The organism is Paracoccus sp. S1E-3 (genome assembly GCF_013868135.1).
In the GTDB taxonomy this organism is placed as follows: domain Bacteria; phylum Pseudomonadota; class Alphaproteobacteria; order Rhodobacterales; family Rhodobacteraceae; genus Paracoccus.
In genome coordinates this window covers 919,233-945,871 of sequence record NZ_JACEMU010000004.1, presented here as the reverse complement: position 1 = coordinate 945,871, position 26,639 = coordinate 919,233, and the positions used below count along the sequence as shown (strand labels likewise).

The 26,639-nt window shown below is 68.1% G+C and carries 26 protein-coding genes; 21 read left to right on the top strand and 5 right to left on the bottom strand.

Features of this window, described 5'->3' with window-relative positions; genetic code table 11:
* Positions 1–45: 45 nt before the first annotated feature.
* Together H1S04_RS04670 and H1S04_RS04665 are read right to left on the bottom strand one after the other, a co-directional pair.
* Positions 46–963 carry an SDR family NAD(P)-dependent oxidoreductase gene (locus H1S04_RS04670; protein ID WP_181744367.1) on the bottom strand — a complete coding sequence of 306 codons (918 nt, stop codon included), beginning with the start codon at positions 961–963 and terminating at the stop codon, positions 46–48.
* Between the two features lie 10 nt (positions 964–973).
* A complete protein-coding gene (locus tag H1S04_RS04665; RefSeq protein ID WP_181744366.1) occupies positions 974–1,762 on the bottom strand; it encodes an IclR family transcriptional regulator in 789 nt (262 codons plus the stop codon).
* Positions 1,763–1,832: 70 nt separating this feature from the next.
* On the opposite strand from H1S04_RS04665, the gene H1S04_RS04660 reads away from it, so the two are divergent.
* From H1S04_RS04660 to H1S04_RS04635, 6 genes are read left to right on the top strand one after another with little or no spacing between them, the layout of a single operon-like run.
* Positions 1,833–2,999 (top strand): acyl-CoA dehydrogenase family protein, encoded by a 1,167-nt coding sequence (locus H1S04_RS04660; protein ID WP_181744365.1) that lies wholly within the window; start codon positions 1,833–1,835, stop codon positions 2,997–2,999.
* A gap of 1 nt (position 3,000) precedes the next feature.
* Positions 3,001–3,447: a PaaI family thioesterase gene (locus H1S04_RS04655; protein WP_181744364.1), complete on the top strand. Its 447-nt coding sequence runs from the start codon at positions 3,001–3,003 to the stop codon at positions 3,445–3,447.
* Positions 3,448–3,490: 43 nt separating this feature from the next.
* A complete protein-coding gene (locus tag H1S04_RS04650) occupies positions 3,491–5,614 on the top strand; it encodes an acetate--CoA ligase family protein (protein ID WP_181744363.1) in 2,124 nt (707 codons plus the stop codon).
* Positions 5,604–6,467, top strand: a complete 864-nt coding sequence (locus H1S04_RS04645) for a MaoC/PaaZ C-terminal domain-containing protein (RefSeq protein ID WP_181744362.1) — start codon at positions 5,604–5,606, stop codon at positions 6,465–6,467. Before H1S04_RS04650 ends, H1S04_RS04645 begins: the two co-directional genes overlap by 11 nt.
* Entirely contained in the window at positions 6,464–7,225 is a 762-nt protein-coding gene (locus H1S04_RS04640; RefSeq protein ID WP_181744361.1) for an enoyl-CoA hydratase/isomerase family protein, read from the top strand. Before H1S04_RS04645 ends, H1S04_RS04640 begins: the two co-directional genes overlap by 4 nt.
* Complete coding sequence (locus tag H1S04_RS04635; RefSeq protein WP_181744360.1) at positions 7,219–8,658, top strand: hypothetical protein; 1,440 nt, start codon at positions 7,219–7,221, stop codon at positions 8,656–8,658. Before H1S04_RS04640 ends, H1S04_RS04635 begins: the two co-directional genes overlap by 7 nt.
* On the opposite strand, the gene H1S04_RS04630 is transcribed toward H1S04_RS04635, so the two are convergent.
* Positions 8,644–9,795 carry a CaiB/BaiF CoA-transferase family protein gene (locus tag H1S04_RS04630; RefSeq protein ID WP_181744359.1) on the bottom strand — a complete coding sequence of 384 codons (1,152 nt, stop codon included), beginning with the start codon at positions 9,793–9,795 and terminating at the stop codon, positions 8,644–8,646. The genes H1S04_RS04635 and H1S04_RS04630 overlap by 15 nt on opposite strands.
* Before the next feature lie 102 nt (positions 9,796–9,897).
* Complete coding sequence (locus H1S04_RS04625) at positions 9,898–10,824, bottom strand: LysR family transcriptional regulator (RefSeq protein ID WP_181744358.1); 927 nt, start codon at positions 10,822–10,824, stop codon at positions 9,898–9,900.
* A 159-nt stretch (positions 10,825–10,983) separates the two neighbouring features.
* Here H1S04_RS04625 and H1S04_RS04620 point away from each other — a divergent pair, with 159 nt between their 5' ends.
* The 15 genes from H1S04_RS04620 (at position 10,984) to H1S04_RS18605 (ending at position 26,019) form a co-directional block, all read left to right on the top strand.
* Complete coding sequence (locus H1S04_RS04620) at positions 10,984–12,108, top strand: TAXI family TRAP transporter solute-binding subunit (protein WP_181744357.1); 1,125 nt, start codon at positions 10,984–10,986, stop codon at positions 12,106–12,108.
* 105 nt (positions 12,109–12,213) lie between these two features.
* Complete coding sequence (locus tag H1S04_RS04615; RefSeq protein ID WP_181744356.1) at positions 12,214–14,229, top strand: TRAP transporter fused permease subunit; 2,016 nt, start codon at positions 12,214–12,216, stop codon at positions 14,227–14,229.
* An 11-nt stretch (positions 14,230–14,240) separates the two neighbouring features.
* Positions 14,241–14,906 carry a CoA transferase subunit A gene (locus tag H1S04_RS04610; protein ID WP_181744355.1) on the top strand — a complete coding sequence of 222 codons (666 nt, stop codon included), beginning with the start codon at positions 14,241–14,243 and terminating at the stop codon, positions 14,904–14,906.
* The gene (locus H1S04_RS04605) at positions 14,903–15,550 is read left to right on the top strand and encodes a 3-oxoacid CoA-transferase subunit B (RefSeq protein ID WP_181744354.1); all 648 of its coding nucleotides are present in this window, start codon (positions 14,903–14,905) and stop codon (positions 15,548–15,550) included. The genes H1S04_RS04610 and H1S04_RS04605 overlap by 4 nt, the downstream gene beginning before the upstream one ends.
* 32 nt (positions 15,551–15,582) lie before the next feature.
* The gene (locus H1S04_RS04600; protein ID WP_181744353.1) at positions 15,583–16,374 is read left to right on the top strand and encodes a citryl-CoA lyase; all 792 of its coding nucleotides are present in this window, start codon (positions 15,583–15,585) and stop codon (positions 16,372–16,374) included.
* Positions 16,375–16,392: 18 nt separating this feature from the next.
* Positions 16,393–17,556, top strand: a complete 1,164-nt coding sequence (locus H1S04_RS04595; protein ID WP_181744352.1) for an acyl-CoA dehydrogenase family protein — start codon at positions 16,393–16,395, stop codon at positions 17,554–17,556.
* Positions 17,557–17,564: 8 nt separating this feature from the next.
* Positions 17,565–18,392 carry a CoA ester lyase gene (locus H1S04_RS04590; RefSeq protein WP_181744351.1) on the top strand — a complete coding sequence of 276 codons (828 nt, stop codon included), beginning with the start codon at positions 17,565–17,567 and terminating at the stop codon, positions 18,390–18,392.
* Positions 18,389–19,222, top strand: a complete 834-nt coding sequence (locus H1S04_RS04585) for a MaoC family dehydratase N-terminal domain-containing protein (RefSeq protein ID WP_220185085.1) — start codon at positions 18,389–18,391, stop codon at positions 19,220–19,222. Before H1S04_RS04590 ends, H1S04_RS04585 begins: the two co-directional genes overlap by 4 nt.
* Before the next feature lie 21 nt (positions 19,223–19,243).
* Complete coding sequence (locus H1S04_RS04580; protein ID WP_181744350.1) at positions 19,244–20,965, top strand: acyl-CoA dehydrogenase family protein; 1,722 nt, start codon at positions 19,244–19,246, stop codon at positions 20,963–20,965.
* The gene (locus tag H1S04_RS04575; protein ID WP_181744349.1) at positions 20,962–22,269 is read left to right on the top strand and encodes an MmgE/PrpD family protein; all 1,308 of its coding nucleotides are present in this window, start codon (positions 20,962–20,964) and stop codon (positions 22,267–22,269) included. Before H1S04_RS04580 ends, H1S04_RS04575 begins: the two co-directional genes overlap by 4 nt.
* Positions 22,270–22,447: 178 nt before the next feature.
* Positions 22,448–23,503 carry a TRAP transporter substrate-binding protein gene (locus H1S04_RS04570; protein WP_181744348.1) on the top strand — a complete coding sequence of 352 codons (1,056 nt, stop codon included), beginning with the start codon at positions 22,448–22,450 and terminating at the stop codon, positions 23,501–23,503.
* On the top strand, positions 23,503–24,009 hold the full coding sequence (locus H1S04_RS04565; protein WP_181744347.1) for a TRAP transporter small permease: 507 nt from the start codon (positions 23,503–23,505) through the stop codon (positions 24,007–24,009). Before H1S04_RS04570 ends, H1S04_RS04565 begins: the two co-directional genes overlap by 1 nt.
* Complete coding sequence (locus H1S04_RS04560; RefSeq protein ID WP_181744346.1) at positions 24,006–25,370, top strand: TRAP transporter large permease; 1,365 nt, start codon at positions 24,006–24,008, stop codon at positions 25,368–25,370. Before H1S04_RS04565 ends, H1S04_RS04560 begins: the two co-directional genes overlap by 4 nt.
* Before the next feature lie 259 nt (positions 25,371–25,629).
* On the top strand, positions 25,630–25,779 hold the full coding sequence (locus H1S04_RS18610) for a thiamine pyrophosphate-dependent enzyme (protein ID WP_370470488.1): 150 nt from the start codon (positions 25,630–25,632) through the stop codon (positions 25,777–25,779).
* A gap of 6 nt (positions 25,780–25,785) precedes the next feature.
* On the top strand, positions 25,786–26,019 hold the full coding sequence (locus H1S04_RS18605) for a hypothetical protein (protein ID WP_255435449.1): 234 nt from the start codon (positions 25,786–25,788) through the stop codon (positions 26,017–26,019).
* A 102-nt stretch (positions 26,020–26,121) separates the two neighbouring features.
* Here H1S04_RS18605 and fabA read toward each other — a convergent pair whose 3' ends face one another.
* A complete protein-coding gene (gene fabA, locus H1S04_RS04550; protein WP_181744345.1) occupies positions 26,122–26,631 on the bottom strand; it encodes a bifunctional 3-hydroxydecanoyl-ACP dehydratase/trans-2-decenoyl-ACP isomerase in 510 nt (169 codons plus the stop codon).
* Positions 26,632–26,639 lie beyond the last annotated feature (8 nt).

Sequence of the window (26,639 nt, the reverse complement as noted above, 5' to 3'; positions counted from 1 at the left end):
ATGGAGGCCAGTCCCGGACGACCGGGGCTGGCCCCAATGTCCCCCTCAGACCGGGTCCCAGCTGAACACGTCGGCCGAGACCTCCAGCGGCACGAAGCTGCGTTTCAGCGCCGGGATGGCGTGGCTGGCGACGCTGTCGATGTCCCAGCCCTCGGCCCGATGGACGGAGCGGACCGGACGTGGCTGCGAGATCAGGAAAATCTCGTTGTTGCGCACGGCGAAGATCTGCCCGGTGATCTCCGCGGCGGCGTCCGAGGCCAGATACAGCGCCAGCGGGGCGATCTTTTCGGGCGACATCTCCTTCATGCGGTTCACGCGTTCCGCCTGCTCGGCGCTGTCGACCTTGATCGAGGAGGTCATCCGGCTCCATGCGAAGGGCGCGATGCAGTTCGAACGGATGTTCCAGCGCGCCAGATCCAGCGCGATGGATTTCGACAGCGCCGCCACGCCCAGCTTCGCGGCCGAATAATTCGCCTGCGCCAGATTGCCGATCAGCCCCGAGGTCGAGGTCATGTGAATCAGGCTGCCGCCACCCTGTTCGCGCATCACGTCGGCGGCGGCGCGGCTGACGTTGAAGCTGCCATACAGGTGGACCTTCACCACGGCGTCGAAATCCTCGAAGCGCATCTTGTGGAAGAAGGTATCGCGCAGGATACCGGCATTGTTGACCACTGCGTCCAGCCGGCCGAAGGCGTCGGTGGCGGTCTTGACCATGGCGCGGGCGCCGTCCGGGTCGGACACATCGTCGCCATTGGCGACCGCCCGGCCGCCGCCACGGCCGATCTCGGCCACCACGGCATCAGCGGCGGCACTGGAGTCGCGGCGCCCGTCCAGCGTCGCGCCAAGGTCGTTGACGACGACGCTGGCGCCGGCGCGGGCGGCCTCCATCGCGATGGCGCGACCGATGCCGCCGCCGGCGCCGGTGACAAGAATGACCTTTCCACTCAGGGCGTTGTCCGACATATCTCCTCCGTCATGTCTGCTGAAGTGATGGGGCGGCGCGGCAGAACAGGCCGCGTTCGATCTGGCCGGCGGCCTCCGACAGCGCGGCCGCCACATGGGCCAGGCTGTCGTCGTCATGCTGCCCCGAGATGGTGATGCTGCTCAGCCCCAGGCGCGGGGTATCCGCACGGTCGCAGGCCACGGCGGCGACGATGTCGAGACCGCGGAACAGTTGGCCCCGGTCACGCGCTTGGCCGGTTTCGCGCGCGGCCAGCACGTCCTGCCAATAGGCGTCGAAGCCCGGTGGGTCCTGCCAGCGCACGCCGTCATAGCCCTTGCGCGTCTGGCCCTCGTCCAGTCCGCGTCGGGCGGCATAGACGCGGCCCACGGCGCCCGCGAAGACCGGCAGGCGGCTGTTCGGTGCGATCACCGCCTGCACGATGCGGGGGGCGGTGAAATGGTCGATCAGCACCAGCCGCCGGGTGCCGGTGATCTGCCACAGCGCGATCATCACCTGGTGATCCTGGGCGATCGCATTGGCCAGCGGCCGGATCAGGTCGGCCGGATTCGCCCCCAGCAGGGGGGTCGCGAATTCCATCATCCCCATGCCGATCCGGTAGGTCTTGGTTTCGGGGTCGAAGCTCAGCAGCCCGTCATGGGCCAGCGTCCGCAGGATGTTGAATGCCGAGGAGACGTTCAGCCCCGCCTCGCGCGCGATCTGGGTCGCGCCCATGGCGGTCCCGCGCGTCGCCAGAAGCCGCAGGATCATGGTCGCATTCTGGACGGCGGGGACCGGTTTCGGGGTCTGTTCGTCGCGCATGAATATTTTCCTTGAAGAATGATATTCATCATACAGAATGAAACCCATGCTGCAAGCGAGGAGGAACGCTATGGCATCAGGTGTGGATGATGATGTTTTCGAACAACTTTTGCATGTGGTCGACCGATTCGCGCGCGAACGCCTGATCCCCGCCGAGGCACAGGTCGAGGAAGAAAACGACATTCCCGACGACATCGTCGCCGAGATGCGCGCGATGGGACTGTTCGGCCTGTCCACGCCCGAGGAATATGGCGGCATCGGGCTGAACGTCCCGCAGGAGGCCCGGCTGATCGAGGCGCTGTGCTATGCCTCGCTCAGCTTCAGGTCGCTGATCGGCACCAATGTGGGCATCGGCGCGCAGGGGATCGTCATGGACGGCACGCCCGCGCAGAGGGCCGCATGGCTGCCCGGCATCGCCAGCGGCGAGATCATCTCCTCGTTCGCGCTGACCGAACCGGACAACGGATCGGACGCGGGCGGGATCCGAACCTCGGCACGGCGCGAGGGGTCCGATTTCGTCATCAACGGCACCAAGCGCTTCATCACCAATGCCGTGCGGGCCGGCGTCTTCACCGTCTTTGCCCGCACCGATCCGGGCAGGCCCGGCGCCGATGGCGTCTCGGCCTTCATCGTGCCGGCGGACACGCCCGGCATCACCGTCTCGAGGCCCGACCGCAAGATGGGGCAGCGCGGGACGAAGACCTCGGATGTGATCTTCGACGACGTGCAGGTGCCGGAAAGCGCCATCATCGGCGGCCCGGAGAACCTGAACAAGGGGTTTCGGACAGCGATGAAAGTTCTGGACCGGGGCCGCATCCATGTCAGCGCCATGGCGGTGGGGCAAGGTCAGCGGATGCTGGACATCGCCACCGATTACGCGCTGACGCGCAAGCAGTTCGGCAAGCCCATCGGGGAACACCAGCTGGTGCAGGGGCTGCTGGCCGATGCGCAGGCCGATCTCCATGCCGCGCGCGCGCTGGTGCGCGCCACCGCCGACACCTTCGACCGCGAGGGCAAGGCGATTCTCGAAGCGTCCTGCGCCAAGTATTTCTGCACCGAGGCCGCCGGCCGGATCGCCGACCGGGCGCTGCAGATCCATGGCGGCGCGGGCTATATGGCCGAATATGACATCGAGCGGCTGTATCGCGACATCCGCCTGCTGCGCATCTATGAAGGCACCAGCCAGATTCAGCAGCTGGTGATCGCGCGGCGCACGCTGGCCGGGCGCGCGGCCTGACATGGCGGATCGTCGCCGCGCCGACCAGATGCCCCCGCAGTCGAATTTCGCCGGACTGCTGGGGATCGAGATCGTGAAGGTCACCCCCGAGGAGGTGGTCTGCCGGATGGTTGTGACCGAGGCGATGGCCAATCGCAACGGCGTCCTGCATGGCGGCGCAATGATGACGCTGGCCGACAATGCCGCCGGCAGCGCCGCCTTCATCAACAGCGATCCCGACCGGACCAATACCACGGTCGAGGCGAAGACCAACTTCATCCGGGCGGTCAGGGTTGGCGACGTGCTGACCGCGCGCTGCGTGCCGCTGCAGGCCGGGCGCCGCATTCAGGTCCTGCAGGTCACCGTGACGCGCGGCGACGGCAAGGTCGCGGCGGTGACCACCCAGACCCATCTGGTGCTGGAATGGCAGGACAGCGCGCAGACCTTCCAATCGGAGGAAGCGCAATGACCGCAGGACAGGCCATCCCGGCGCGGGGGCAGGGGGCGCATCGATGACCAGCCAGCCCCATATCGACGGGTTGATCGCCCCGCGTTCGGTCGCGGTGATCGGCGCTTCGGACGACCCGACGCGGATCGGCGGCCGGCCCATCGCCGCGATGCTGCGCGCCGGCTATGCAGGGCGGATCATGCCGGTCAATCCGAACCGCGCGCAGATTCAGGGTCTGCCCTGCTATCCCAGCGTCGACGACCTGCCCGAGGCCCCCGACTGCGCCCTGATCGCCGTTCCGGCCACGCTGATCCCCGAAACCATTTCCGCGCTTGGCCGCAAGGGGTGCAAGGCGGTGACGCTGTTTTCGGCCGGCTTTGCCGAGACCGGCGCGGCGGGCGAGGCCGCGCAGGACAGGCTGCTGGCACTTGCCCGCGACCATGGCATCCGGGTGCTGGGACCGAATACGCTGGGGGTCTATAACGCCGATCTCGGGTATTACGGGACGTTTTCGTCGTCGCTGGATACCGGCCTTCCCCGGCCCGGCAATATCGGCATCGCCAGCCAGTCGGGGGCGTTCGGCGCCCATCTGGGCGCGTTGGCACGCGACCGGGGCTTGGGATGCTCGATCCTCATCACCACCGGCAACGAGGCCGATATCACCGTGGCCGAGGCGATCCGCTGGATGGCCGAAAGCGACGGCACCGAGGTGATCTGCGCCTATATGGAGGCCGTGAACGACCCGGCCGCCCTGCTGGCGGCGCTGGATGCGGCGCGGGCGGCGGGCAAGCCGGTTTTCGCGCTGAAATCCGGGCGTTCGGCGGTGGGCGCGCGGGCGGCGGCCTCGCATACGGCGTCGCTGACCGGGGACGCGGTGGTGGCCGATGCCGTCCTGACCGCGCATGGCGCGGTGGTCCTGCGGGACCCCGAAACGATGATGGATTACGCCTATTCCGCCTCGAAGGGGATCTTTCCGTCCAGCCATTCGCTGGGGGTCATCACCGTTTCTGGCGGCGCCGGCATTGTCATCAGCGACGAGGCCGAGCGGATCGGCCTGCCCATGCCCGCCATGCCCGAGGCCGCGCAGGCACGGCTGAAGGGCGTGCTGTCCTATGCCTCGCCGGTCAATCCGCTGGATTGCACGGCGCAGGCCCTGAACGACCCCTCGCTGCTGGAGACCTTCACCCGCGCCGCGCTGGAGGATGGCGGCTATGGCGCGGTGCTGTGCTTCCTGACCTATGTCGCCGGCAGCCCCGCCATGTCGGAGTTGATCCTTCAGGCGATGACGCCGTTGCGCCACGCCTATCCCGACCGGATCATCGCGTTCTGCGCCCTCGGCCAGCCGGAGGTGCTGCGCCGCTATGACGATGCGGGCATCCTGATCTTCAGCGATCCCTGCCGCGCCGTCCGGGCGCTGGACGCGATGATGCGCCAGCGCGCCCACCTTGCCCGCGCCGTCCCGGCCGCCCCGCTGCAGGTGCCCCCGGTGATGCTGCCCGCGTCCTCCCCGGACGAGGCCGCGGCCAAGGCGCTGCTGGCGCGGGCGGGCATTGCCTCGGCCCCGGAACGGGCGGTCACCGATCCGGAGGCGGCGGTCGCGGCTGCCGAGGGGTTCGGCTATCCGGTGGTGCTGAAGATCCTGTCGCCCGACATCCTGCACAAATCCGATATCGGCGCGGTGAAGCTGAACCTTGCCGATGCCGCTGCCCTGCGCGCCGCCTATGCCGAGATCCTGCAGGCCGCGGCCACCCATGCGCCCGAGGCGCGGATCAGCGGTGTGCTGGTCGCCAAACAGCTGACGGGCGGCGTCGAATGCCTGATGGGCATCAACCGCGATCCGAGCTTTGGGCCGGTCGCCGTCTTCGGCCTCGGCGGCATCTTCGTCGAGTTGCTGAACGATGTGGCCTTGCGCGCCTGTCCCTTTGACGTGGATGCGGCGCGCGGGATGATCGGCTCGATCCGGGGCGCGGCGGTGCTGAACGGCGCGCGCGGTCAGCCGCCGGCGGATATCGAGGCGCTGGCGCAGATGCTTTCGGCGCTGTCGATCTTCGCCGCGGGCGCAGGCGAGCGGTTGGCCTCGATCGATCTCAATCCGGTGCTGGCGCTGCCCGTGGGGCAGGGCGCCTATGCACTGGATGCGGTGATCGAACTGGATGGCGCTGGCGACGGAGGCCGCCATGCCGATTGACCAAGACCATCTGATGAATTTCGATATCCCCGAAATACGCCAGAGCTATGGCCCGGCCGAAGTGGCGCTATACGCCCTCTCGGTCGGGATGGGGCAGGACCCGCGGGACCTGCGCCAGCTGGCCTATGCCGGCGGGCTGGCCCGCGACCTGCGCGTGATGCCCGCCATCGTCAATGTGCTTGGTCATCCGGGCTTCTGGCTCAGCCGGCCCGAGACCGGCGTTGATGCCCTGAAAGTGGTCCATGGCGAACAGCGCATCACCCTGCATCGGTCGATTCCCCCGCAGGCCACCATTCGCGCCAAGACCCGCGTGACCGGGCTGGTGGACAAGGGCAAAGGGCGGGGCGCGCTGATGTATTACGAAAAGCAGATCCGTGATACCGCCGATGACGCGCTGCTGGCGACCTGCACCGGCACAAGCTTCCTGCGCGGTGATGGCGGCTATGGCGGCCCCTCGGGACCGGTCAGGACGCCCCATCCGTTGCCCGAAACCACGCCCGACCATGTCTTCGACACCCCGACACGGCCCGAACAGGCGCTGTATTATCGCTGGAACGGCGATCCCAATCCGCTGCATCTGGACCCGCGCGTGGCGGCCCGCGCGGGCTTCGACCGCCCGATCCTGCATGGCATGTGCAGCTTTGGTTGCGCCGCCCATGCGCTGCTGGCCGTGCTCTGCGACTATGATGCCGACCGCTTCGGGTCGATGGCCGGCCGCTTCACCGCCCATGTCTATCCGGGCGAGACGCTGCGGACCGAGATCTGGGGCGACGGCTCGTTCCGCACCCGCGCGGTCGAGCGCGATCAGATCGTCATCGGTAATGGCCTGTTCCGGCACCGCGAGGCGCCATGACGCTGCAGCTGGACCACCGGACGGATGGTGTGCTGGTGCTGACCCTCAGCGATCCAGCGCGGCGCAACCCGATCGGGCACGCCCTGCGCCAGCGCCTGACCGAGGCCCTGTCGGAAGCCGAAAGCGATGACCACGTCACCGCCGTGGTTCTGACCGGAGCGGGGGGGCATTTCTCGGCCGGGGGCGATATCCGCGACCAGCAGCCGCGCAGCCTGGCCGCGCATCGTGAACGCTTCGCCACCATCAAGGATCTGGTCGGACGGATGGTGCGCTTTTCAAAGCCGCTGGTGGCGGCGGTCGATGGCTGGGCGGCGGGCGGCGGCTTCGGGCTGGCGCTGGCTTGTCCGACGGTCGTCGCCTCGGACCGGGCGCGGTTCGTCGCCAGCTTCACCCGGATCGGGCTGATCCCGGATATGGGGCTGCTGGCGAGTCTGCCGGCACGGATCGGGCCGGTGCGGGCGCGGCGGCTGATCCTCGACAATCGCCGGGTTGACGCGGCCGAGGCGCTGGATCTGGGCATCGTCGACCAGCTGGTCCCGGCCGATGGGCTGCTGGCGGCCGCCAGCGCCTGCGCGCTGCAGGAAGCAGCGACCGCGCCCATGGTCCGGCAACTCGTCAATGACTGGTTCGCGCGCGAGATCGGCGCGGCGCTGGATTACGAACAGCAACTGCAACCGCTCCTGCTGAACAGCGCCGATGCCGCCGAGGGCCGCGCCGCCTTCCGCGAGAAGCGCACCCCCCGGTTCCGGGGATGCTGATCGCCGGCGAGGAGGCGCCCGTCGCCGCTTCCCTGACCAATCTGCGGCGCGCGCTGCTGGCCGCCGTCATGGTCGCGGCGGCGGTGCTGATCTTCGTGCCATCCGTGGTGCTGGTGCTGGCCGGTTCGGCGGCGCTGTGCCTGTTTCTGCTGCTGGGCTGGCGGCAGTTCAGCCTTGGCACCTGGGTGCCGGTGTTGCTGTCGCTGGCGGCGCTGGGGGTGGCGCTGCGTCAGGGACTCGACCACGCCATCCTGCTGCGCGCCGCCGACCGGATGCTGTTCCTCGCGGCGCTGATTGCCATGCTGGGCACGCTGCGCGCCGCCGCCGCCATCGCCCCCGAGGTCGCCCGCGCGGGCGCGTTCCTGACCCGTCAGCCGCCCTCGCGCCGCTATCTGGCATTGTGCTTCGGCGGCCATCTGTTCGGCGTGCTGATCAATTTCGGCGGTCTCGCGCTGCTGCTGGACCTGTCGCGTCGCGCCATGGACGCCAACGACGCCGAACTGCTGCCGGCCGACGCGCGCGAGGCGCGTCTGCGCCGGATGACCCTCGCTGTCATGCGCGGCTTCGGGCTGATCTCGCTATGGTCGCCCTTCGGCTTTGCCACCAGTGCCGTCCTGATCGCGCTGCCGGGCATCAGTTATGCGCAATTCGGCCCCTTGGGCTTTGCCATGTCCTTCCTGTTCGTGGCCATCGGCTGGGCCTTCGACCGCCGCGAGGGGCGGCGCTTTCGCGGCCTGGGGCTGGCGCCGGCGTCCCCGCCGCCGGGTTCCTGGATCGGGGCGGTGTTGCTGCTGGGCCATGTGCTGGCGCTTGGTGCGGCGGTGTTCCTGCTGCACGGCACCACCGGGCTGAGCTTTCAGCAGGCGTTGATCCTGGCGGTGCCCGGCTATGCCGCACTGTGGGCGGCGGCGTCCGGCAGGCGAAGTCACGGCGGCGCCGCTGCGGGTCTGCGCCAGGCTGCCGGCGGCGTCTGGCGGCGGCTGTCCGACATGGCGCCGGAAGTGGGCGTCTTCGCCGCCGCCGGATTCCTGCCGGTGGTGCTGCTGGCACTGATCCCGGCCGACGCCCTGCGCGCGGCGATCGGCGTGTTCGGCCTCGGTGCGGTGACGATGGCGCTGGGATTGGCGCTGTCAATCGTCCTGCTGGCCTTTCTGGGGGTCAATCCGATCGTCACGGCATCGGTTCTGGGGGCGGTGGCGGCGCAGCTTGCCGTGCCCGGCCTGTCCGACACCGCCATCGCGCTGGCGATCACCGGCGGCTGGACGGCGGTGATCGGGCTGTCGCCCTTCATCACCACCATTATCATCACCGCTACCATTGTCGGCCGCCCGGTCTGGCGGGTCGGCCCGCGCTGGAACGGCGCCTACAGCCTGACCATCCTGATCGTGTGGCTGGCGCTGCTGGCCGGACTGATCGCCTCAGGCGCGGTGTGAGCGGACGGGGGCGGCGAACTCCGCCCGGATCGCCGCCCCGTGCTGGTCGAGCGCAGGCGCGGGCGCTGCGCCGATATGGCGCTGCCCATCGAAGCGCGCGGGCGGCGCGGGCAGGGGCACGGAGATGGCGCCCGGCGTGGTCACGGCGATGGTGCTCAGGTGCGGATGGGACATCAGCCCGGCCATGTCATTGACCCCGGCAAAGGCGATGTCGGCGGCTTGCAGGATCGCGCCCATCGCCGCCTTGTCATGGCGGCCGATCACGGCGGCGACCTCGGCATCGACCGCTGCGCGATGGGCGACGCGGGCCGTATTGGTGGCGAAATCCGGGTGCTGCGCCAGTGCGGGCTTTTTCAGCACCTTCGCCGCGAAAGTGGCCCATTCGCGATCGTTCTGGATCGAGATCAGCAGATCCTGTCCATCCGCCGTGGTGAACACCCCATATGGCGAGATCGAGGGATGCGCCAGGCCGATCCGCTGCGGCGGCTGGCCCGCAGCCGCATGCAGGAAGGGCACCGCCAGCCAGTCGGCGATCACGTCGAACATGGAAATCCTGATATCGCAGCCCTGCCCGGCGCGGCCCCGCGCCAGCAATGCCTCGAGAATGGCGGCCTGGGCTGCGGCGCCGGTGGCGATGTCGACGACGGAAATGCCGACGCGGGCCGGGGCCTCGGGGCCGCCGGTGACGCTGCACAGCCCGCTCTCAGCCTGGATCAGCAGATCATAGGCCTTGCGCGCGGCATAGGGTCCGGTTTCGCCATAGCCGCTGATCGCGCAGGTGATGAGACGGGGGTTGCGGGCCCGCAACGCCTCGGACCCGAGACCCTTGCGCTCCAGCGTGCCGGGTTTGAGGTTCTGGACGAAGACATCGGCGCGGTCGGTCATCGACAGAAACAGCGCCCGGTCGGCCGGCGCGCCAAGATCCAGCGCCACCGATTCCTTGCCCCGGTTCAGCCAGACGAAATAGCTGCTTTCCCCCGCCGCCGCCCGATCATAGCCGCGCGCGAAATCGCCCTCCGGACGCTCGATCTTCAGGACACGGGCACCCGCATCGGCAAGACGGCTGGTGCAATAGGGGGCGGCCACGGCCTGCTCGACCGAAACCACCAGAAGGCCTGCGAGAGGGCGATTGTCCATATCCGTTGCTCCTTGCCGCGCGTCGGGGACAGTCTAGCGCCGGACAAGACATGCCGGTATGGTGCGATCATCATTTCAGATATGCTGATCCGGCATGCCCGGTCAGAGTGTCGTGCCCGGCCATTGCCCCGCGGTGACCAGCTTGTGGACCTCGTCGGTCAGGAATTCCGCGAAGCCGCTGGTCAGCCGCGAGCCCGGACGGTTCAGCGGCGTCATCAGGACCAGCGTGCGGTCGATGCTGCGCCGGACGATGGGGCGGGCGATCAGCCGGCCGGCACGGATCTGGGCGATGACGCTGACCAGCGGCAGGATGGTGCTGCCAAGGCCGCGTTCGACGAAAGCCAGCATGGTCGGCAGGATGTCGATTTCCAGCACCACATTCAGATCGATCTTTTCGGCATGGGCGATGGCGTCGATCCGGCCGCGCAGGCCGTGTTCGGGGTTGGGCAGGATCAGCGGCTGTTGCAACGCCGCATGGGCATGGATGGGAACGCCGTCCATACCGGGCGCACCCGTCGGCGGCTGGATCAGGAAAAGCTGTTCCAGAAGAATGGGCTGTGCCTTGATGAGCGGCGACTTCTGGCCCTCGTAAGCGACCCCGAGGTCGATCTTGCCGCGCAGCAGCCAGTCCTGCACATGGCCGCTGAAGCCCGAGACGATGCGCAGCTTCACATCGGGGAACTGCGTCAGCGTGCGCTCGATCATATGGGTGGCGAGGATCTCGGCCACGGTCGGCGGCAGGCCCAGCGTCACCGTCCCCGACAGCGAGCGCGGATTGCCCGACAGGTCCCCGGCGAGATCGTCGATCTCCTCCAGAATGGCCTTGGCGCGCCGGGCCAGGCGCAGCCCCTCCTCGGTCGGCATCACGCCGCGGCCGTGGCGGCGCAGCAGGACGGTGCTCAGTTCCTCCTCCAGCGCCTTGACCTGGCGGGACAGGGCGGGCTGGGCGATGCGCAGATGGTCGGCGGCGGCGGTGATGCTGTTCAACTCGACGATCTGCACGAAGTTGCGCAGCTGGCGGATATCCATACATGCCTCCGTGGCATCACTGATATGTTGATAATGCATTTGCAACATGGCCGCCAGTCTTTCACCCTTTGGCATGAGGCACGACCTGCGTCGCCAACGCGCGATCGCATCCCGACGGAGGAGGTCGGCCGGTCTGCCCGCCAACGGGAGGATTAACGCATGACAAAGACCTATCGCGCGGCCGCTTTCGCCGCCCTGATGGCTGCCGCCCTGCCGGCTGCGGCGCAGGAGCTGCCGGGCACCATGATCTGGACATCCTATGATGTCGGCTCGGCCGGATATGCCGAAGCCTCGGCCATTGCCGATGCCTTCGGCAAGCAGTTCGGCACCCGCATCCGCATCCAGCCCTCGGGCAGCGGCATCGGCCGGTTGCAGCCGCTGTTCCAGGGCCGCGCCGATTATGCCTTCCTCGCCACCGAAGCATTTTTCGTCAATGAGGGGGCGTATGATTTCGCCGTGCCCGAATGGGGGCCGCGCAAGCTGCGCGCCATCGCCGGGCGTCCCGCCGGAATCACTCTGATCACCGCCGGCGATGCCGGGATCGAGACCATCGCCGACGCGCGCGGCAAGCGCATCGCCTTTGTCGCCGGCAACCCCTCGGTCAACGTGAAATGCGAGGCGATCCTGGCCTTTGGTGGCCTGACGCTGGCGGATGTCGAGGTGGTGACCTTCCCGACCTATGCGGCGGCGATGTCGTCGATGACCCGCAACGAAGCCGACGCCACCTGCACCACGCCGACGACCAGCCAGCTTTACGAACTTGCCGAAAGCCCGCGCGGCATCCACTATGCCCCGATCGAGGCGGACAACCCCGAAGGCTGGGAACAGCTGCTGAAGGTGCTTCCGATCATGAGTCCCTCGGACGAGGATATCGCCGCCGGCGTGCCCGAGGGCGAGATCACCAAGATGGCCGCTTATCGCTATCCGATCATCACCACCCTGCCGGAAAAGACCGACGACGAGGTCTATGCCTTCATCAAGGCGCTGGATGAGACCTTCGGTCTCTACAAGGACGGGACGGCGACGATGAAACGCTGGGCGCTCGACCAGTCGGGCAGGCCCGCCATCGACGTGCCCTTTCATGACGGCGCCATCCGCTATCTGAAGGAAAAGGGCATCTGGACGGCCGAGGACGATGCCTGGAACCAGAAGCGCATTGAACGCGAGGCCGCGCTGATCGCCGCGTGGGAGGCCTTCGTCGCCGAGAATCCCGACCTGAAAGGCGAGGAATTCACCACGGCATGGATGGCACGCCGCGCCGAGCTGTTGGCCGGGCTGGGCTAGACCCCGCACAGGGCCGGGCGCGTAAGGCCGTCCCCGGTCGTCCCGCCGCTCATGTCCTCGGCGCGCAAGGGCCGGGGGATCATTCCGCAGGTCAGGATCTCATTCATGGATTCCCAGCATCCCCCCAAAGACGTTTCCGCAGACGCGGCCGGCGCCGCAGCCGCCTCGGTGGCTGCTGGCGCGGCACCCGATCACAGCGCGGCCCTGACGACGGAAGCGGTCCTGGCCGGAGAGGCACCGCAGACCCGTCTGGTTCGCTGGCTGGTCATCGCGCTTGGCACGCTGGGCGTGGTCATGGCGATCAACCAGCAGTTTCTGCTGAACCTGTTCGGGTTCCAGCCGCTTGGAAGCGCCTATCTGTATTATCTGATCGGGATCTTCCTCGCCATCGCCTTCCTGACTCTGCCTGCGCGCACGGGACAGGCGGGGCGGATGCTGTGGCTGAACCTGCCGTTGGCGGCGGCCGCGCTGATCAGCGCCGGCTGGCTGGGGATGCACGGGCTGGAAATCCTTCAGCAGGGCTGGGAATACGATGCCCCGCCCATGGCCGACCTGATGGCCGCGATCCTCGTGGTGCTGGCGCTGGAAGGCGTGCGGCGCGCCGGGGGCACCGTGCTGCTGGCCACGGCGCTGCTGTTCGGCAGTTATCCGCTTTACGCCGATTTCATGCCGGGCTTTCTGTGGGGGACCGCCTATTCGCCGGTCGGCACCGTGCGCGCCTATGCGCTGGGGGTCGAGGGGATCATCGGCATTCCGATGCAGGTGGTCGCCGAACTGGTGATCGGCTTCGTCATCGTCGGTTCGGTGCTGGTCGTCACCAAGGGCAGCGACTTCTTCATGGTGCTGGCCTCGGCGCTGCTGGGCACCAGCCGGGGTGGGCCGGCCAAGGTGGCGGTGCTGGGGTCGGGCATTCTGGGGTCGCTGTCGGGCAGCGTGATTTCCAACATCCTGACCTCGGGGCCGTTTTCGATCCCGACCATGCGCAAGGTGGGCTATCCCGCCAGCTACGCCGCCGCGATCGAGGCCTGCGCCTCGACCGGGGCCACGCTGATGCCGCCGGTCATGGGCACGGTGGCCTTCGTCATGGCCTCGTTTCTGGGGGTCCAGTATTCCACCATCGTGGTCGCGGCGGTCATCCCGGCGCTCATGTTCTATGTCGCGCTGTTGTTTCAGGTCGACATGTTCGCCGCCCGTCGCGGCCTGCGGGGGCTGCCCCGCGACGAGATCCCGCCGATCTGGCCGGTGCTGAAATCAGGCTGGCCCTATCTGCTGAGCCTCGCGGTGCTGATCTATGTGCTGATGGGCCTCAGGATGGAGGCGCGTTCGCCCTATTTCGCCTCGGCGGTGATGCTGGTGGCGACGGCGTTCCGCAAGGACACCCGGCTGACCTTCACCCGGCTGAAGGCGCTGATCGTGGATATCGCGGTGAATGTCGCCAGCCTGGTCGCGGTGCTGGCGGGGATCGGGCTGGTCGTGGGCGGCCTGTCCTATACCGGCGTCGCTGGCGCCTTCTCGCGCGAGCTGCTGCTTTATGCGAACGGCAATACCGCGCTGATGCTGCTGGCCGGTGCGGTGACCAGTTTCGTTCTGGGCATGGGGATGACGGTCACCGCCTGCTACATCTTCCTGTCGATCCTGCTGGCGCCGGCGCTGGTGCAGGGGGGCTTGAACCCGATCGCCAGCCACCTGTTCATCCTCTATTGGGGGATGCTGTCCTATATCACCCCGCCGGTGGCGCTGGCGGCGATCACCGCCGCGAATATCGCCGGGTCCAAACCGGTCGAGACCGGCTTTCGCGCCATGCGTCTGGGGATGCCACTGTTCGTCTTGCCCTTCATCTTCGTCTACGACCCGGCGCTGATCATGGAGGGGACGGCCCTGCAGATCGTCGAGCGCGTGGCGCTGACGCTGATCGCCATCTGGGCCATCACCGCCGGCTTTGAAGGCTGGATCTACAGGGTCGGCCGCATCGGCGTGGTCAGCCGGGTGCTGTTCGGCATCGGCGGGGTGCTGATCATCTTCCCCGAACTGCTGACCAGTCTGGCCGGGGTGGCGCTGCTGGCAGGTGTGGCCGTGGCCAATCTGCTGATGAAGCGCCCGGCCACGCGGGCAAGTGCCTGAAAGGAGGGGACATGGACAAGCGACTTCCCGATCTGGCTGCGGCCGTGGCGCCGATCACCGATGGCGCGGTGGTGATGATCGGGGGCTTCGGCTCCTCGGGGATCCCCTTCGGATTGATCGCGGCGCTGCTGGAACAGGGCGCTAGCGGGCTGACCGTCATCTCGAACAATGCCGGCGCCGGCGAGACCGGCATCGCCACGCTGCTGAAGGCGGGGCGGGTGGCAAAGGTCATCTGCTCCTACCCGCGCACGCCCGGCTCGATCTGGTTCGAACGCCGGTTCGAGGCGGGCGAAATCGCGCTGGAGGTGGTGCCGCAGGGGACGCTGGCCGAACGCATTCGCGCCGCCGGCGCCGGTCTGGGCGGCTTCTTCACGCCCACCGGCTATGGCACGCTGCTGGCGCAAGGGAAGGAGACCCGGATCATCGACGGTGTGGGCCATGTGCTGGAAGCCCCTCTGCGCGCCGATTTCGCGCTGCTGCGGGCCGAGCGCGCCGACCGATGGGGCAACCTGTCCTTCCACGCCACGGCGCGCAATTTCAATCCGGTGATGGCCATGGCCGCGCGCCATGCGGTGGCCGAGGTGCGCCAGCTTTCGGACGAACCGCTGGACCCCGAACAGGTCGTCACGCCCGGCATCTTCGTTCAGGCTGTCGTCGAATATGGGGTCCGGCCATGATCTCGCTCAGCGATAACGCACTTGCGGCGCGGGTGGCGCGCGACATCCCCGACGGGTCATACGTCAATCTGGGCATCGGCAAGCCGACCCATGTTTCGGCCTTCCTGCCCGAGGGGCGCGAGGTGATCTATCACTCCGAAAACGGCATCCTCGGCGTCGGCCCGACGCCGCCTGCGGGACAGGAGGATGTCGAGCTGATCGACGCCTCGAAGCGCTTCGTGACGGCGGTGCCGGGTGCGGCCTATTTCGAACATGCCGACAGCTTCGCGATGATGCGGGGCGGCCATATCGATATCGCCGTGCTGGGCGCCTATCAGGTGGCCGAGAACGGCGATCTGGCGAATTGGGCGACGCTGGACGAGAAATATCCCCCGGCGGTGGGCGGGGCGATGGATCTGGTCGTGGGCGTCCCCACCATTCTGGTGATGATGCGGCATGTGAACCGAGATGGCAGTCCCAAGCTGCTGCGCCGCTGCACCTTTCCGCTGACCGGGCTGGGCGTGGTCAGCCGCATCTATACCGATCTCGCGGTTCTGGATGTGACGCCCGAGGGCTTCCGTCTGGTCGAGCTGACCCCCGGCAACAGCCTCTCCGAGGTGCAGGCCCTGACCGGCGCGCCGATCCTGCACCCGATGCCGACCTGAACCGACAATCCCGAAAGCAAGGACGAAGACCCATGGCCAAGCGCAAGGAAAACCTGACCTCCGACATCGGCTGGAGCACGCCCGACCGGATCACCGTGCGCGGGCTGGACCTGCCGGGCGAGATCCTCGGCCATATGAACCTGGGCGATCTGGCCTTCCTGCTGACCGCCCATCGCCAGCCCACGCCCGAGGAGTCGCGCGTCTTCAATGCCATCGTCATCACACTGGTCGAACATGGCATCACCCCCTCGGCCATCGTGGCGCGGATGACCTATCTGGGGGCGCCGGAATCGCTGCAGGGCGCGGTGGCGGCGGGGCTGTGCGGTCTGGGCACGGTCTTTGTCGGCACGATGGAGGGGGCCGCGAAGATGCTGTATGAGGCGTTGCCGCAGGACCAAGTGGGCAAGGGCGCAGATCTGGACGCCATCGCCGATGCGGTGGTCGCGGATTTCACCGCCCGCAAGGCGATCATCCCCGGCCTTGGCCATCCGCTGCACAAACCCGTCGATCCGCGCACCCCGCGCCTGTTCGAAATCGCTGCCGAAAACGGCATGGCAGGCGAATATGTCGACCTGATCCAGCGCATCCAGACCCGCGCCGAGGCCGCGCGCGGCAAGCCGCTGCCGATCAACGCCACCGGCGCCATCGGCGCGATCTGCTGCGAATTCGGTTTTCCCTGGCAGATCGTGCGCGGCTTTGGCGTCATGGCGCGCGCGATCGGGCTGGTCGGGCACCTGCTGGAGGAGCGCAGCGATCCCATGGCCTTCGAGATCTGGCAGCGCACCGAGGAAGAAATCCTGAAAAACAACGGCCCGCAGGCCTGACCGGACGGAGAGAGAGCGGTGAAAACCAGTGCCCCCGATGCCCATGACGACCTGCGCGATGCCCTGCGCGCGCTTTGCGCCGGCTTTCCGGCCGAATATCACCGCAAACACGGCGCCGAGGAAACCTATCCCGAGGAATTCATCGACGCGCTGACCAAGGCCGGTTGGCTGGCGGCCATGATCCCGGAAGAATACGGCGGCTCCGGTCTGGGGCTGACGGAAGCCTCGATCGTAATGGAGGAGATCAACCGCTCGGGCGGCAATGCCGGTCACTGCCACGGCCAGATGTACAACATGGGCACGCTGCTGCGCCACGGCTCCGAGGACCAGAAGCGCCGCTATCTGCCGCGCATCGCCAGCGGCGAGTTGCGCCTTCAATCCATGGCGGTGACCGAACCCACGACCGGAACCGACACCACCAGCCTCAGGACCACGGCGATCCGGCGCGGCGACCGCTATGTCGTCAATGGCCAGAAGGTCTGGATCAGCCGCATCCAGCATTCCGACCTGATGATCCTTCTGGCCCGCACCACGCCGCTGGCCGAGGTGGCGCGCAAATCCGATGGCATGTCGATCTTTCTGGTCGAACTGGATCAGGTCATCGGCAAGGGGCTGGAGGTCAAGCCGATCCCCAACATGGTCGGCCACGAAACCAACGAACTGTTCTTCGACAGCCTCGAAATTCCCGCCGCCGCGCTGATCGGTCAGGAGGGGAGGGGATTTCGCTATATCCTCGACGGGCTGAACGCCGAGCGCACGCTGATCGCGGCGGAATGCATCGGCGATGGCTACTGGTTCCTCGACAAGGCCACCGCCTACGCCCGCGAACGCGAGGTCTTCGGCCGCCCCATCGGCCAAAACCAGGGTATCCAGTTCCCGCTGGCCAAAGCCTATGCGCATGTGGAGGCCGCCAATCTGATGCGCTTCGAGGCCTGCCGGCGCTTCGACGCCATGGAACATGCCGGCGCGCAGGCGAACATGGCCAAGATGCTGGCTGCCGATGCCTCATGGGAGGCCGCGAATGCCTGCCTGCAAACCTTCGGCGGTTTCGGCTTCGCGCAGGAATATGATGTCGAGCGCAAGTTCCGCGAGACGCGGCTGTATCAGGTGGCGCCGATATCGACCAATCTGATCCTGTCCTACCTGGCCGAGCATGTCCTCGGCCTGCCCCGCAGCTTCTAGGTGCCGCCATGACTGCCCCCAGCCCGTCCGATTCAAGTCCGCTCAGCTTTCCGCTTTTCGTGCCGGCCGACCGGCCCGACCGTTTCGCCAAGGCCTGCGCGGCGGCGCGCGACAGTGTCGTCATCGATGTCGAGGACGCCGTCGCACCCGAAAGCAAGGCCGCCGTGCGCCGTATCCCCGAAGGCGCCCTGCCGCAGGATCGCAAGGTGCGGCTGTTCTTGCGCGTCAACGCGGCCGGCACGCCCTGGTATCGCGACGATGTGGGTTTCGCGCTGGCGGCAGGCTTCGACGGGGTGATGCTGCCCAAGACCGAAAGCGGCGCGCAGATCACCGCCCTGCGCGCCGCGCTGGCGCCGGGCATGGAGGTGATCGCCCTGGTGGAAACCGCGCTTGGGCTGTCCCGCGCCGAGGAAATCGCGGCCGCCGCCGACCGGCTGGCCTTCGGCAGCCTCGACATGGCCGAAGACCTCCGCTGTGCCCACGCCCGCCTGCCGCTGCTGATGGCGCGCGCGCGGCTGGTCATGGCCGCGCGGCTGGCCGGAAAACCCGCGCCGCTCGACGGGGTGACCGCCTCGACCGAGGATGCGGCGCTGATCACGGATGACGCGCGACATGCGGCCGAGATGGGCTTTGGCGGCAAGCTGCTGATCCATCCGCGCCAGATCGCCCCGGCGCTGGCGGGGTTCCGCCCCGACCCCGACCTGATCGATTGGGCGCGCCGTGTCGTCACCGCCTCGGCGGACGGCAGTGCGGTGTCGGTAGACGGGACGATGGTCGATGCGCCGGTGGTGGCCCGCGCCCGGCGGATCCTGAAACGTGCGGAGACGCAGCCATGACCACGCTGGCGGATATCGATTTCGACCACCTCAACACCTGGCTGGGCCGCAGCGAGATGGCTGCGGATGTGGTCACCCCGGCGCTGATCGACCGCTTCCGCGCCACTTTCGGGGACTACCTGTTCGACACCGGCGCAGCTGCGCCGCTGGGCCTGCACTGGTGTCTGGCACCGGCGGCCGCCCCGCGTGATAGGCTCGGGCCTGACGGACATCCCGCACGCGGTGGCTTCCTGCCGCCGGTGCCCTTCCAGAACCGCATGTGGGCGGGGGGCGAGGTCCGCTTTCACCGCCCGCTGATGCCGGGCGATCAGGTCACCCGAACGTCGCGCATCGCCGCCATCACCCCCAAGGACGGCCGCAGCGGGCCGCTGGTCTTCGTCACCGTCGACCATGCCTGCCATGTGGGCGGCGCGTTGCGCATCGAGGAGCGCCAGCAGATCGTCTATCGCCCGGCCGGACCTGGCCGCCCCGCGCTGGAACCGGCAGATCCCGACCCGGCCGATTTCGCGGGCGATTTCGCCGGCGATGCGGTGACGCTGTTTCGCTATTCCGCGCTGACCTTCAACGGCCATCGCATCCATTATGACTATCCCTATGTCACCGAAATCGAAGGCTATTCCGGCTTGGTCGTGCATGGTCCGCTGCAGGCCACGCTGCTGATGAACCGGGCTGCGGCGCGGGCAGGCACGGGGGCGATCCGCTTCGACTATCGCGGCCTTTCGCCGCTGATTGCGGGCCAGCCGGTGCGGTTTCAGGACGCGGCGGGCCTTGTCCGGTTGGAACGGCCCGGCGGAGCGACCACCTTCGAGGGCCGTTTCACGCCGCTCTGACCGTCCGCCGGGAGAAGGACCATGACCATCCACCGCAATATTCCCGACAGCCGGGGCCACAACGCCTATCGCGCCGATCCGGCCTTTGCGGCGCTGATGGCGGTCTATCTGCCCGCCGATCTTCAACCCGTCATCGCCCCCCGGCTGGACCAGATGGGCGCGCTCGTGGGGGGGCGGCTGGATGAACTGGCGCTGACGGCGGACCAGAACCCGCCGGTGCTTCAGATCCGTGACCGCAGCGGCGCCCCGCGCCAGCGCATCATCAAGCATCCCGCCTATCAGCAGATGGAGCGCGTGGCCTTCGGCACGTTCGGTCTGGCCGCCATGTCCCATCGCGGCGGCGTCTTCGGGCTGCGGGGTCGCCTGCATCCGCTGGCGAAATATGCCCTGGTCTATCTGTTCGTGCAGGCCGAGTTCGGCTTGTGCTGCCCGCTCAGCATGACCGACTCGCTGACGCGGACCCTGCGCAAATTCGGCTCGGAGGAATTGCAGGCGCGCTTTCTGGACCGGCTGACCAGTCAGGACATGGACCGGCTTTATCAGGGTGCCATGTTCATGACCGAACAGGCGGCCGGCTCGGATGTGGGGGCGATCGACACCGTGGCCCGGCTGCAGGACGGGGTCTGGCGGCTTTACGGCGACAAGTGGTTCTGCTCGAACCCGGACGCCGCGCTGGCGATGGTGCTCGCCCGGCCCGAGGGCGGCGCGGCGGGGACGCGGGGGCTGTCGCTGTTTCTGCTGCCCCGGCACCTGCCCGACGGGCGCGAAAACGCCTGTCGCATCCTGCGCCTGAAAGACAAGCTCGGCACCCGGTCCATGGCCTCGGGCGAGATCGCGCTGGAAGGGGCCGAGGCCTATCTGGTCGGCGATCCGGGTCAGGGCTTCCGGCAGATGACCGACATGATCAACATGTCGCGGCTGGCCAATGGTGTGCGCAGCGCCGGGATGATGCGCCGTGCCGTGGCCGAGGCGTTGTTCATCGCCCGCCACCGCACCGCCTTCGGCAGGCGGCTGATCGACATGCCCCTGATGCAGCGCCAGCTGACGAAGATGCTGGTCTGGGCCGAACAGGGCCGCAGCATGGTCTTTCACAGCGCCCGCGTACTGGACGCCGCCGACCGGGGTGACGCGCAGATGGCGCGGGTGCTGCGCATCCTGACGCCGCTGGTAAAGTTCCGCACCTGCCGCGACGCCCGCAAGGTCGCCGGCGACGCGATGGAGGTGCGCGGCGGCTGCGGCTATATTGAGGAATGGTCCGATGCCCGGCTGCTGCGCGACGCGCATCTGGGTTCGATCTGGGAAGGGACCAGCAATATCGTCGCGCTCGACGTGATCCGCGCCTGCCGCCGCGATGGGGCGCTGGCGGCGCTGCGGGATTATCTGGGCGGCTGTCTGGACGCCGCGGATCCGGCGCTTGCGGCGCGGATCGCAGGGGCGCTGGATCGCGCCGCCGATCTGACGCACGCCGCCACCGGGGCCGAGGCCGAGGCCGAAAGCCGCCGCGCCGCCTCGGCGCTGTATCATGCGGCCTCGGCGGCCATCATGGCGTGGGAAGCCGCCATGCTGGCGCGGGCCGGCCCGGAAGTCGCGGGCGACCGCGCCGCGCTCGCCCGGATGGTGCTGACCCACCGGCTGGAGCCGGTCGATCCGCTGGCGCCTCCGGCGCCGATGGATCTGTCGGGCCTGCTGGCGCGGGCGGGCATCGACGCATTCGACCCCCCTCCCGAAGGAGCTGCGAAATGACCCTTGCCGAGATGCTGGCGGCCTTTGCCACCGCGCCCGTCACCGCGGATGCGCAGATGCGCCGCTTCGTGGGCTTTTCGCTGGCCGATTGGGCGGCGGTCGGTCTGGCAGGCGTGGATGAACCCGTGGCCCGTGCCGCCCGCCAAATGGCGCAGGAGGACAGCGGCGGCCTGGGGGTGGCCGCGGTCATCGGCGGTGGGCGCGCGGCCGCGCGTGCGGCAGCCTTGGCGAACGGCGCGACCAGCCACGCGCTGGATTACGACGACACCCATTTCCTGCATATCGGCCATCCCAGCGTCGCGGTGATCCCCGCCGCGCTGGCGGTCGCCGAAGCGCAAGGTGCCAGCGGCGCGGATTTTCTGGACGCTCTGACGGTTGGGCTGGAAACAGCCTGCCGGGTGGGCGCGTGGCTTGGCCGGTCGCATTACGAGGCCGGGTTTCACCAGACCGGCACCTCGGGCGCATTCGGCGCGGCGGCGGCGGCGGGGCGCCTGCTGGGGCTGGACCGCGCCACCATGGCGCAGGCCCTGGCGCTGACAGCGACGCGGGCGGCGGGCTTGAAAAGCCAGTTCGGCACCATGGGCAAGCCCCTGAATGCGGGCTTCGCCGCCGAGACCGGCGTGACCGCCGCGCTGCTGGCGCAGGCCGGGGCGGAGTCCGCGCCCCTCGCCATCGAGGGCGCGCAGGGTTTCGGCCCGACCCATGCCGGAAGCGCCCTGGATGATGCCTTCGCGGGGCTGGGGACCGAATGGGTCTTTCCCGGCATTTCCTATAAGTTCCACGCCTGCTGTCACGGGCTGCATGCCATGCTGGAGGCCGTGGGCAGCCTGATGCCGCTGGACCCGGACCACATCTCGCGGGTGCGGATACGCACCCAGCCGCGCTGGCTGGATGTCTGCAACCAAGCCGCGCCCGAGACCGGGCTTCAGGCCAAGTTCAGCTATCGGCTGACCGCCGCCATGCGGCTGGCCGGCGTCGATACTGCCGCACTGGCATCCTACAGCGCCGAGACCGCCGCCCGGCCCGATCTGATCGCCCTGCGCGACCGGGTCGAGGTGATCGGGGATCGCGCGCTGCGCGATACCGAGGCCGTGGTGACCATCGATTCGGGCACCGGCAGCGTGACCGCGCGCCACGACCTCGCCGGGCGCCTGGCGCCGGAACTGATCGAGACGCGCCTGCGCGCAAAAGCCGTCAGCCTGCTGGGGGCGGGCAGGGCGGAGGCACTGTGGCAGGCCGCGCGCGCCTTGCCGGACGTGCCCGACATGGCACGGTTTTCGGCGCTTCTGGGCAGCCCCGGCTGACGCGCCCGCGGAAAATATCGCAGGAGGCCAGCTTTCTGCGTGATAAGTGCATTTTCTGTGCCGCAATTCCGTATAGCGTCGGGCAGGGGAGAAGGATCGGCGCCGGATCAACGTCCGCCCTCTGCCGCGGCCGGGACAGCGATCCATGTGCCGGATAACAGAAAAAGGGAGGAACATCATGCTGAAGCTGAAAACGACATTGGCCGCGGGCGCGGTCATGCTGGGGACGATCTTCACCGCCGACGCGGTGCTGGCGCAGGAATATGTCTTCAAGCTGCACCATTTCCTGGGCGCGGAATCGCCGGCGCAGAAGGACATGCTGGAACCCTGGGCCAAGCGGGTCGAGGAAAATTCCGGCGGCAAGGTGAAGATCGAGATCTACCCCTCCATGACGCTGGGCGGGCGGCCGCCCGAACTCATCAATCAGGTCCGTGACGGCGTGGTCGACCTCGTCTGGACGCTTAACGGCTATACCCCCGGCCTGTTCCCCCGGACCGAGGTGATGGAACTGCCCTTCGTCTATCTCAACGATCCGGTTGCGGCCAATCTGGCGCTGGCGGATATCTATCCCGACCAACTGGCCGAGGAATACAAGGGCGTCGAGCCGATGTTCCTGCACAGCCATGCCGGTCAGGGGATCCAGACGGTGTCGAAAGAGATCCGCACGCCCGAAGACCTCGCCGGGATGAAGCTGCGCATTCCCACCCGCACCGGCGCTTGGGTGATCGAGGCGCTCGGCGCCACCCCGGTCTCGATGCCGGTCCCCGATTTGCCGCTGGCGCTGTCCAAGGGCGTCGTCGACGGCGCGCTGATCCCGTGGGAGATCATTCCGGCGCTGAAGATCCAGGATCAGACCCAGTTCCAGATCGAGGGCGCCGACAAGACCCGCTTCGGCACCTCGATCTTCCAGGTGTCGATGAACAAGGCCCGCTGGGACAGCCTGCCCGAAGACGTGCAGAAGGCGTTCCGCGACGCCTCGGACCGCGACTGGCTGGTCGAGGTGGGCAAGATCTGGCGCGACATCGACGAGCGCGGCATCAAGATCGCGGTCGACAGTGGCAACACCCATATCACGCTGACGCCCGAAGAAACCGAGGCCTTCCGCGTCAAGCTGGAACCGGTGGTCGACCGCTGGGTCCAGGAGGTCGCGCCGCAGGGCATCGACGGCGCGGCGCTCGTCGCCACCGCGCGCGCGGCGATCGCGAAAAACGCCACGGCCGCGGCGGCGCAGTGATGTTCGCCGAGGAAGCCGGGGGCCGCAGCGGCCCTGCCGCCCTGATCGCCCGCGCGGCCACGGGCTGGGCGATCCTCGGCGGCTTCCTGCTGCTGGCGGTGGTGGCGGTCAACGCCGTCAGCGTGCTGGGCGCGCTGTTCGGGGCGTCCTTCTCGGGCGATTTCGAACTGACCGAAATGGGCGTGGCCATCGCCGTCTTCGCCTTCCTGCCCTATTGCCAGCTGACCGATGCCAATGTCACCGCCGACATCTTCACCGCCCGCGCCAGCCCGCGCGTGGTGGCCGGGTTGCGGGCGCTGGCATCGCTGGTGGCCTTCGGCTTCGGGTGCCTGCTGCTGTGGCGGATGTATCCCGGCATGGTCGATCAGCGCGATTATAACGCAAGCACGGCGATCCTGCAGATCCCGATCTGGTGGGCCTATCTGCCGATCCTCGCCTCGCTGCTGCTGCTGGTGGCGACCTCGGCGCTGACCTTCCTCGAAGATCTGCGCGAGGCCCGCGGATGAGCGATCCCGTCACCCTCGGCGTCGCCGCGCTGATCCTGCTGGTGGCGCTGATCGCCATCCGCATGCCCATCGCCTATTCGATGATCCTCGTCGGCGGTGGCGGCATCATGCTGCTGAACGGGCCGGCCCTGCTGCTGAGCCAGCTGAAGACGCTCGCCTACGGCCAGTTCTCGGTCTACGATCTGTCGATTGTGCCGATGTTCATCCTGATGGGCGAACTGGCGACGGTCGCAGGCCTCAGCCAGGCGCTGTTCCGGGGCGCCAATGCGTGGCTCGGCTGGATGCGCGGCGGCACCGCCATGGCCGCCATCGCCGGCTGCGCGGGCTTCGGCGCGGTCTGCGGGTCGTCGCTGGCCACCGCCTCGACCATGGGCAAGGTCGCCCTGCCGGAGCTGCGCCGCTACAACTACTCGCCGGCGCTGGCGACCGGTTCGCTGGCGGCGGGGGGCGTGCTGGGCATCCTGATCCCGCCCTCGGTTGTGCTGATCGTCTATGCGGTCATGGTCGAGGCGAATATCGTCACCATGTTCGCCGCCGCCCTTTTGCCGGGCATCCTCGCGGTGCTGCTGTTCATCCTGACCATCGCCATATACGTCCGCCTCCGCCCCGAGGCCGGCCCACGCGGCGGCGTCTCCAGCCGGGCGGAGTTCATCTCGGCCACGCTGGGGCTGCTGCCGGTGATGGTGATCTTCGGGCTGGTGCTGGGCGGGATCTATACGGGGCTGTTCAATCCCACCCCCGCCGCCGCCATCGGCGTGCTGCTGGTCGCCATCTATGGCGCGTTGACGCGCAGCCTGAACGGGCCTCGGCTGATCGGGGCGCTGAAGGCCACGGCGCGCTCCTCGGGGATGATCTATCTGATCCTGCTCGGGGCCGAACTGATGAAGATCTTCATGTCCCGCGTGGGTCTGCCTCAGCAGGCCGCGGCCTGGATCGCCGAAAGTGGCATGGCGCCGATGGCGGTGATGGTGGTGATCCTGATCGCGCTGATCCTGCTGGGCTGCCTGATGGACAGCCTGTCGATGATCCTGCTGGTGATCCCCTTCTTCTGGCCGATGCTGCTGGAACTGAACGGCGGCCTCTACCAGACCAGTGCCGAAGGTGCGGGCTTCGGGATGAGCACCGACGACCTGAAGATCTGGTTCGGCATTCTCGCTCTGGTGGTGGTGGAACTGGGGCTGATCACGCCCCCCGTGGGCATGAACGTCTTCATCATCTCCAGCCTCGCCAGGGATGTGCCGATGATCGAGACCTTCAAGGGCGTGCTGCCGTTCTTCGCCGCTGAACTGCTGCGGGTGGCGCTGCTGCTGGCCATCCCGGCCATCACGCTCGCCCTGCCGCATCTGCTGACGGGGGGATGAGCCGATGACCGCGACGATCACCGCCGGGGGCGCCATCTTCCCCCGCCTGAAGGCGCTTGGCGTGGACTATGTCTTTGCCAATTCCGGCACTGATTGCCCGCCGAGGGGCTGGCGGACCCCACCACCATCCGTCCGACCATGATCGCCCCGGATCGGGGCCAGATCGCCACGCTGGCGGAATGGATCGCCGAGGCCGAAGCGCTGCTCGTGGTTTCAGGAACCCCATTCCGGCGCCCTCGGCTGCTCCTTCCCGGCGGCCATGGGCGCGCAATTGGCCGACCCGGACCGGCGCTGCATCGCCACGCTCGGCGATGGCAGCTATATCTTCGTCAATCCCACCGCCTGCCATCAGGTGGCCGAGGCGCTTGGGCTGCCGGTGCTCGTCATCGTGCTGGACAATGACGAATAGGGCGCGGTGCGCCAATCGGTGGCGGCCCGCTATCCCGAAGGCGCAGCGGCGCGCGCCAACGTCATGCCGCTGACCTCGCTCGGCCCCAGCCCTGATTTCTGCGAAACCGCCGCGGCCAGCCGCGCCTTCACCGCCCGCGTCGAGCAGCCCGAGCAGCTGCGCCCGGCCCTCGATGCCGCCATTCGCGCCGCCCGGACCGAAGGCCGCGCAGCGCTGCGGAACGTCCTCATCGCGCCATGAAAAAAGGGCCGTCCGACCGGCGACCCCTTTTCATTCTGGCCCAAATATCCCGGGGGTGAGCGCCAGCGGCGCGAGGGGGCAGCGCCCCCTTGACCCGACATCTCAGCTTTCGGACAGCGCGACCTTCATGTCCTTGACCTGATAGATCACCTCGCCATCGGCCTCGACGATGCCATCGGCCACGCCCATGGTCAGCCGGCGGGTCTGCACCGCCTTGGTGAAGTCGACCTTGTAGGTCAGTAGCTTGCGGTCGGGGCGAACCATGCCGGTCAGCTTGACCTCGCCCACGCCCAGGGCATAGCCGCGGCCCTTCCATTCGCGCCAGCCGAGGTTGAAGCCGGTCAGCTGCCACAACCCGTCCAGACCCAGACAGCCCGGCATGATCGGGTTGCCGGGGAAGTGGCAGGCGAAGAACCACAGGTCGGGGGTGATGTCGAATTCGGCGACAACATGGCCCTTGCCGTGCAAGCCGCCATCCTCGGAAATCTCGGTGATGCGGTCCATCATCAGCATCGGCGGTTCGGGCAGTTGCGCATTGCCGGGACCGAACAGATCGCCGCGCGCACAGGCCAGCAGATCGTCCTTGTCGAATTGCGTCTTCTGCATCGCCATCGGTGGGG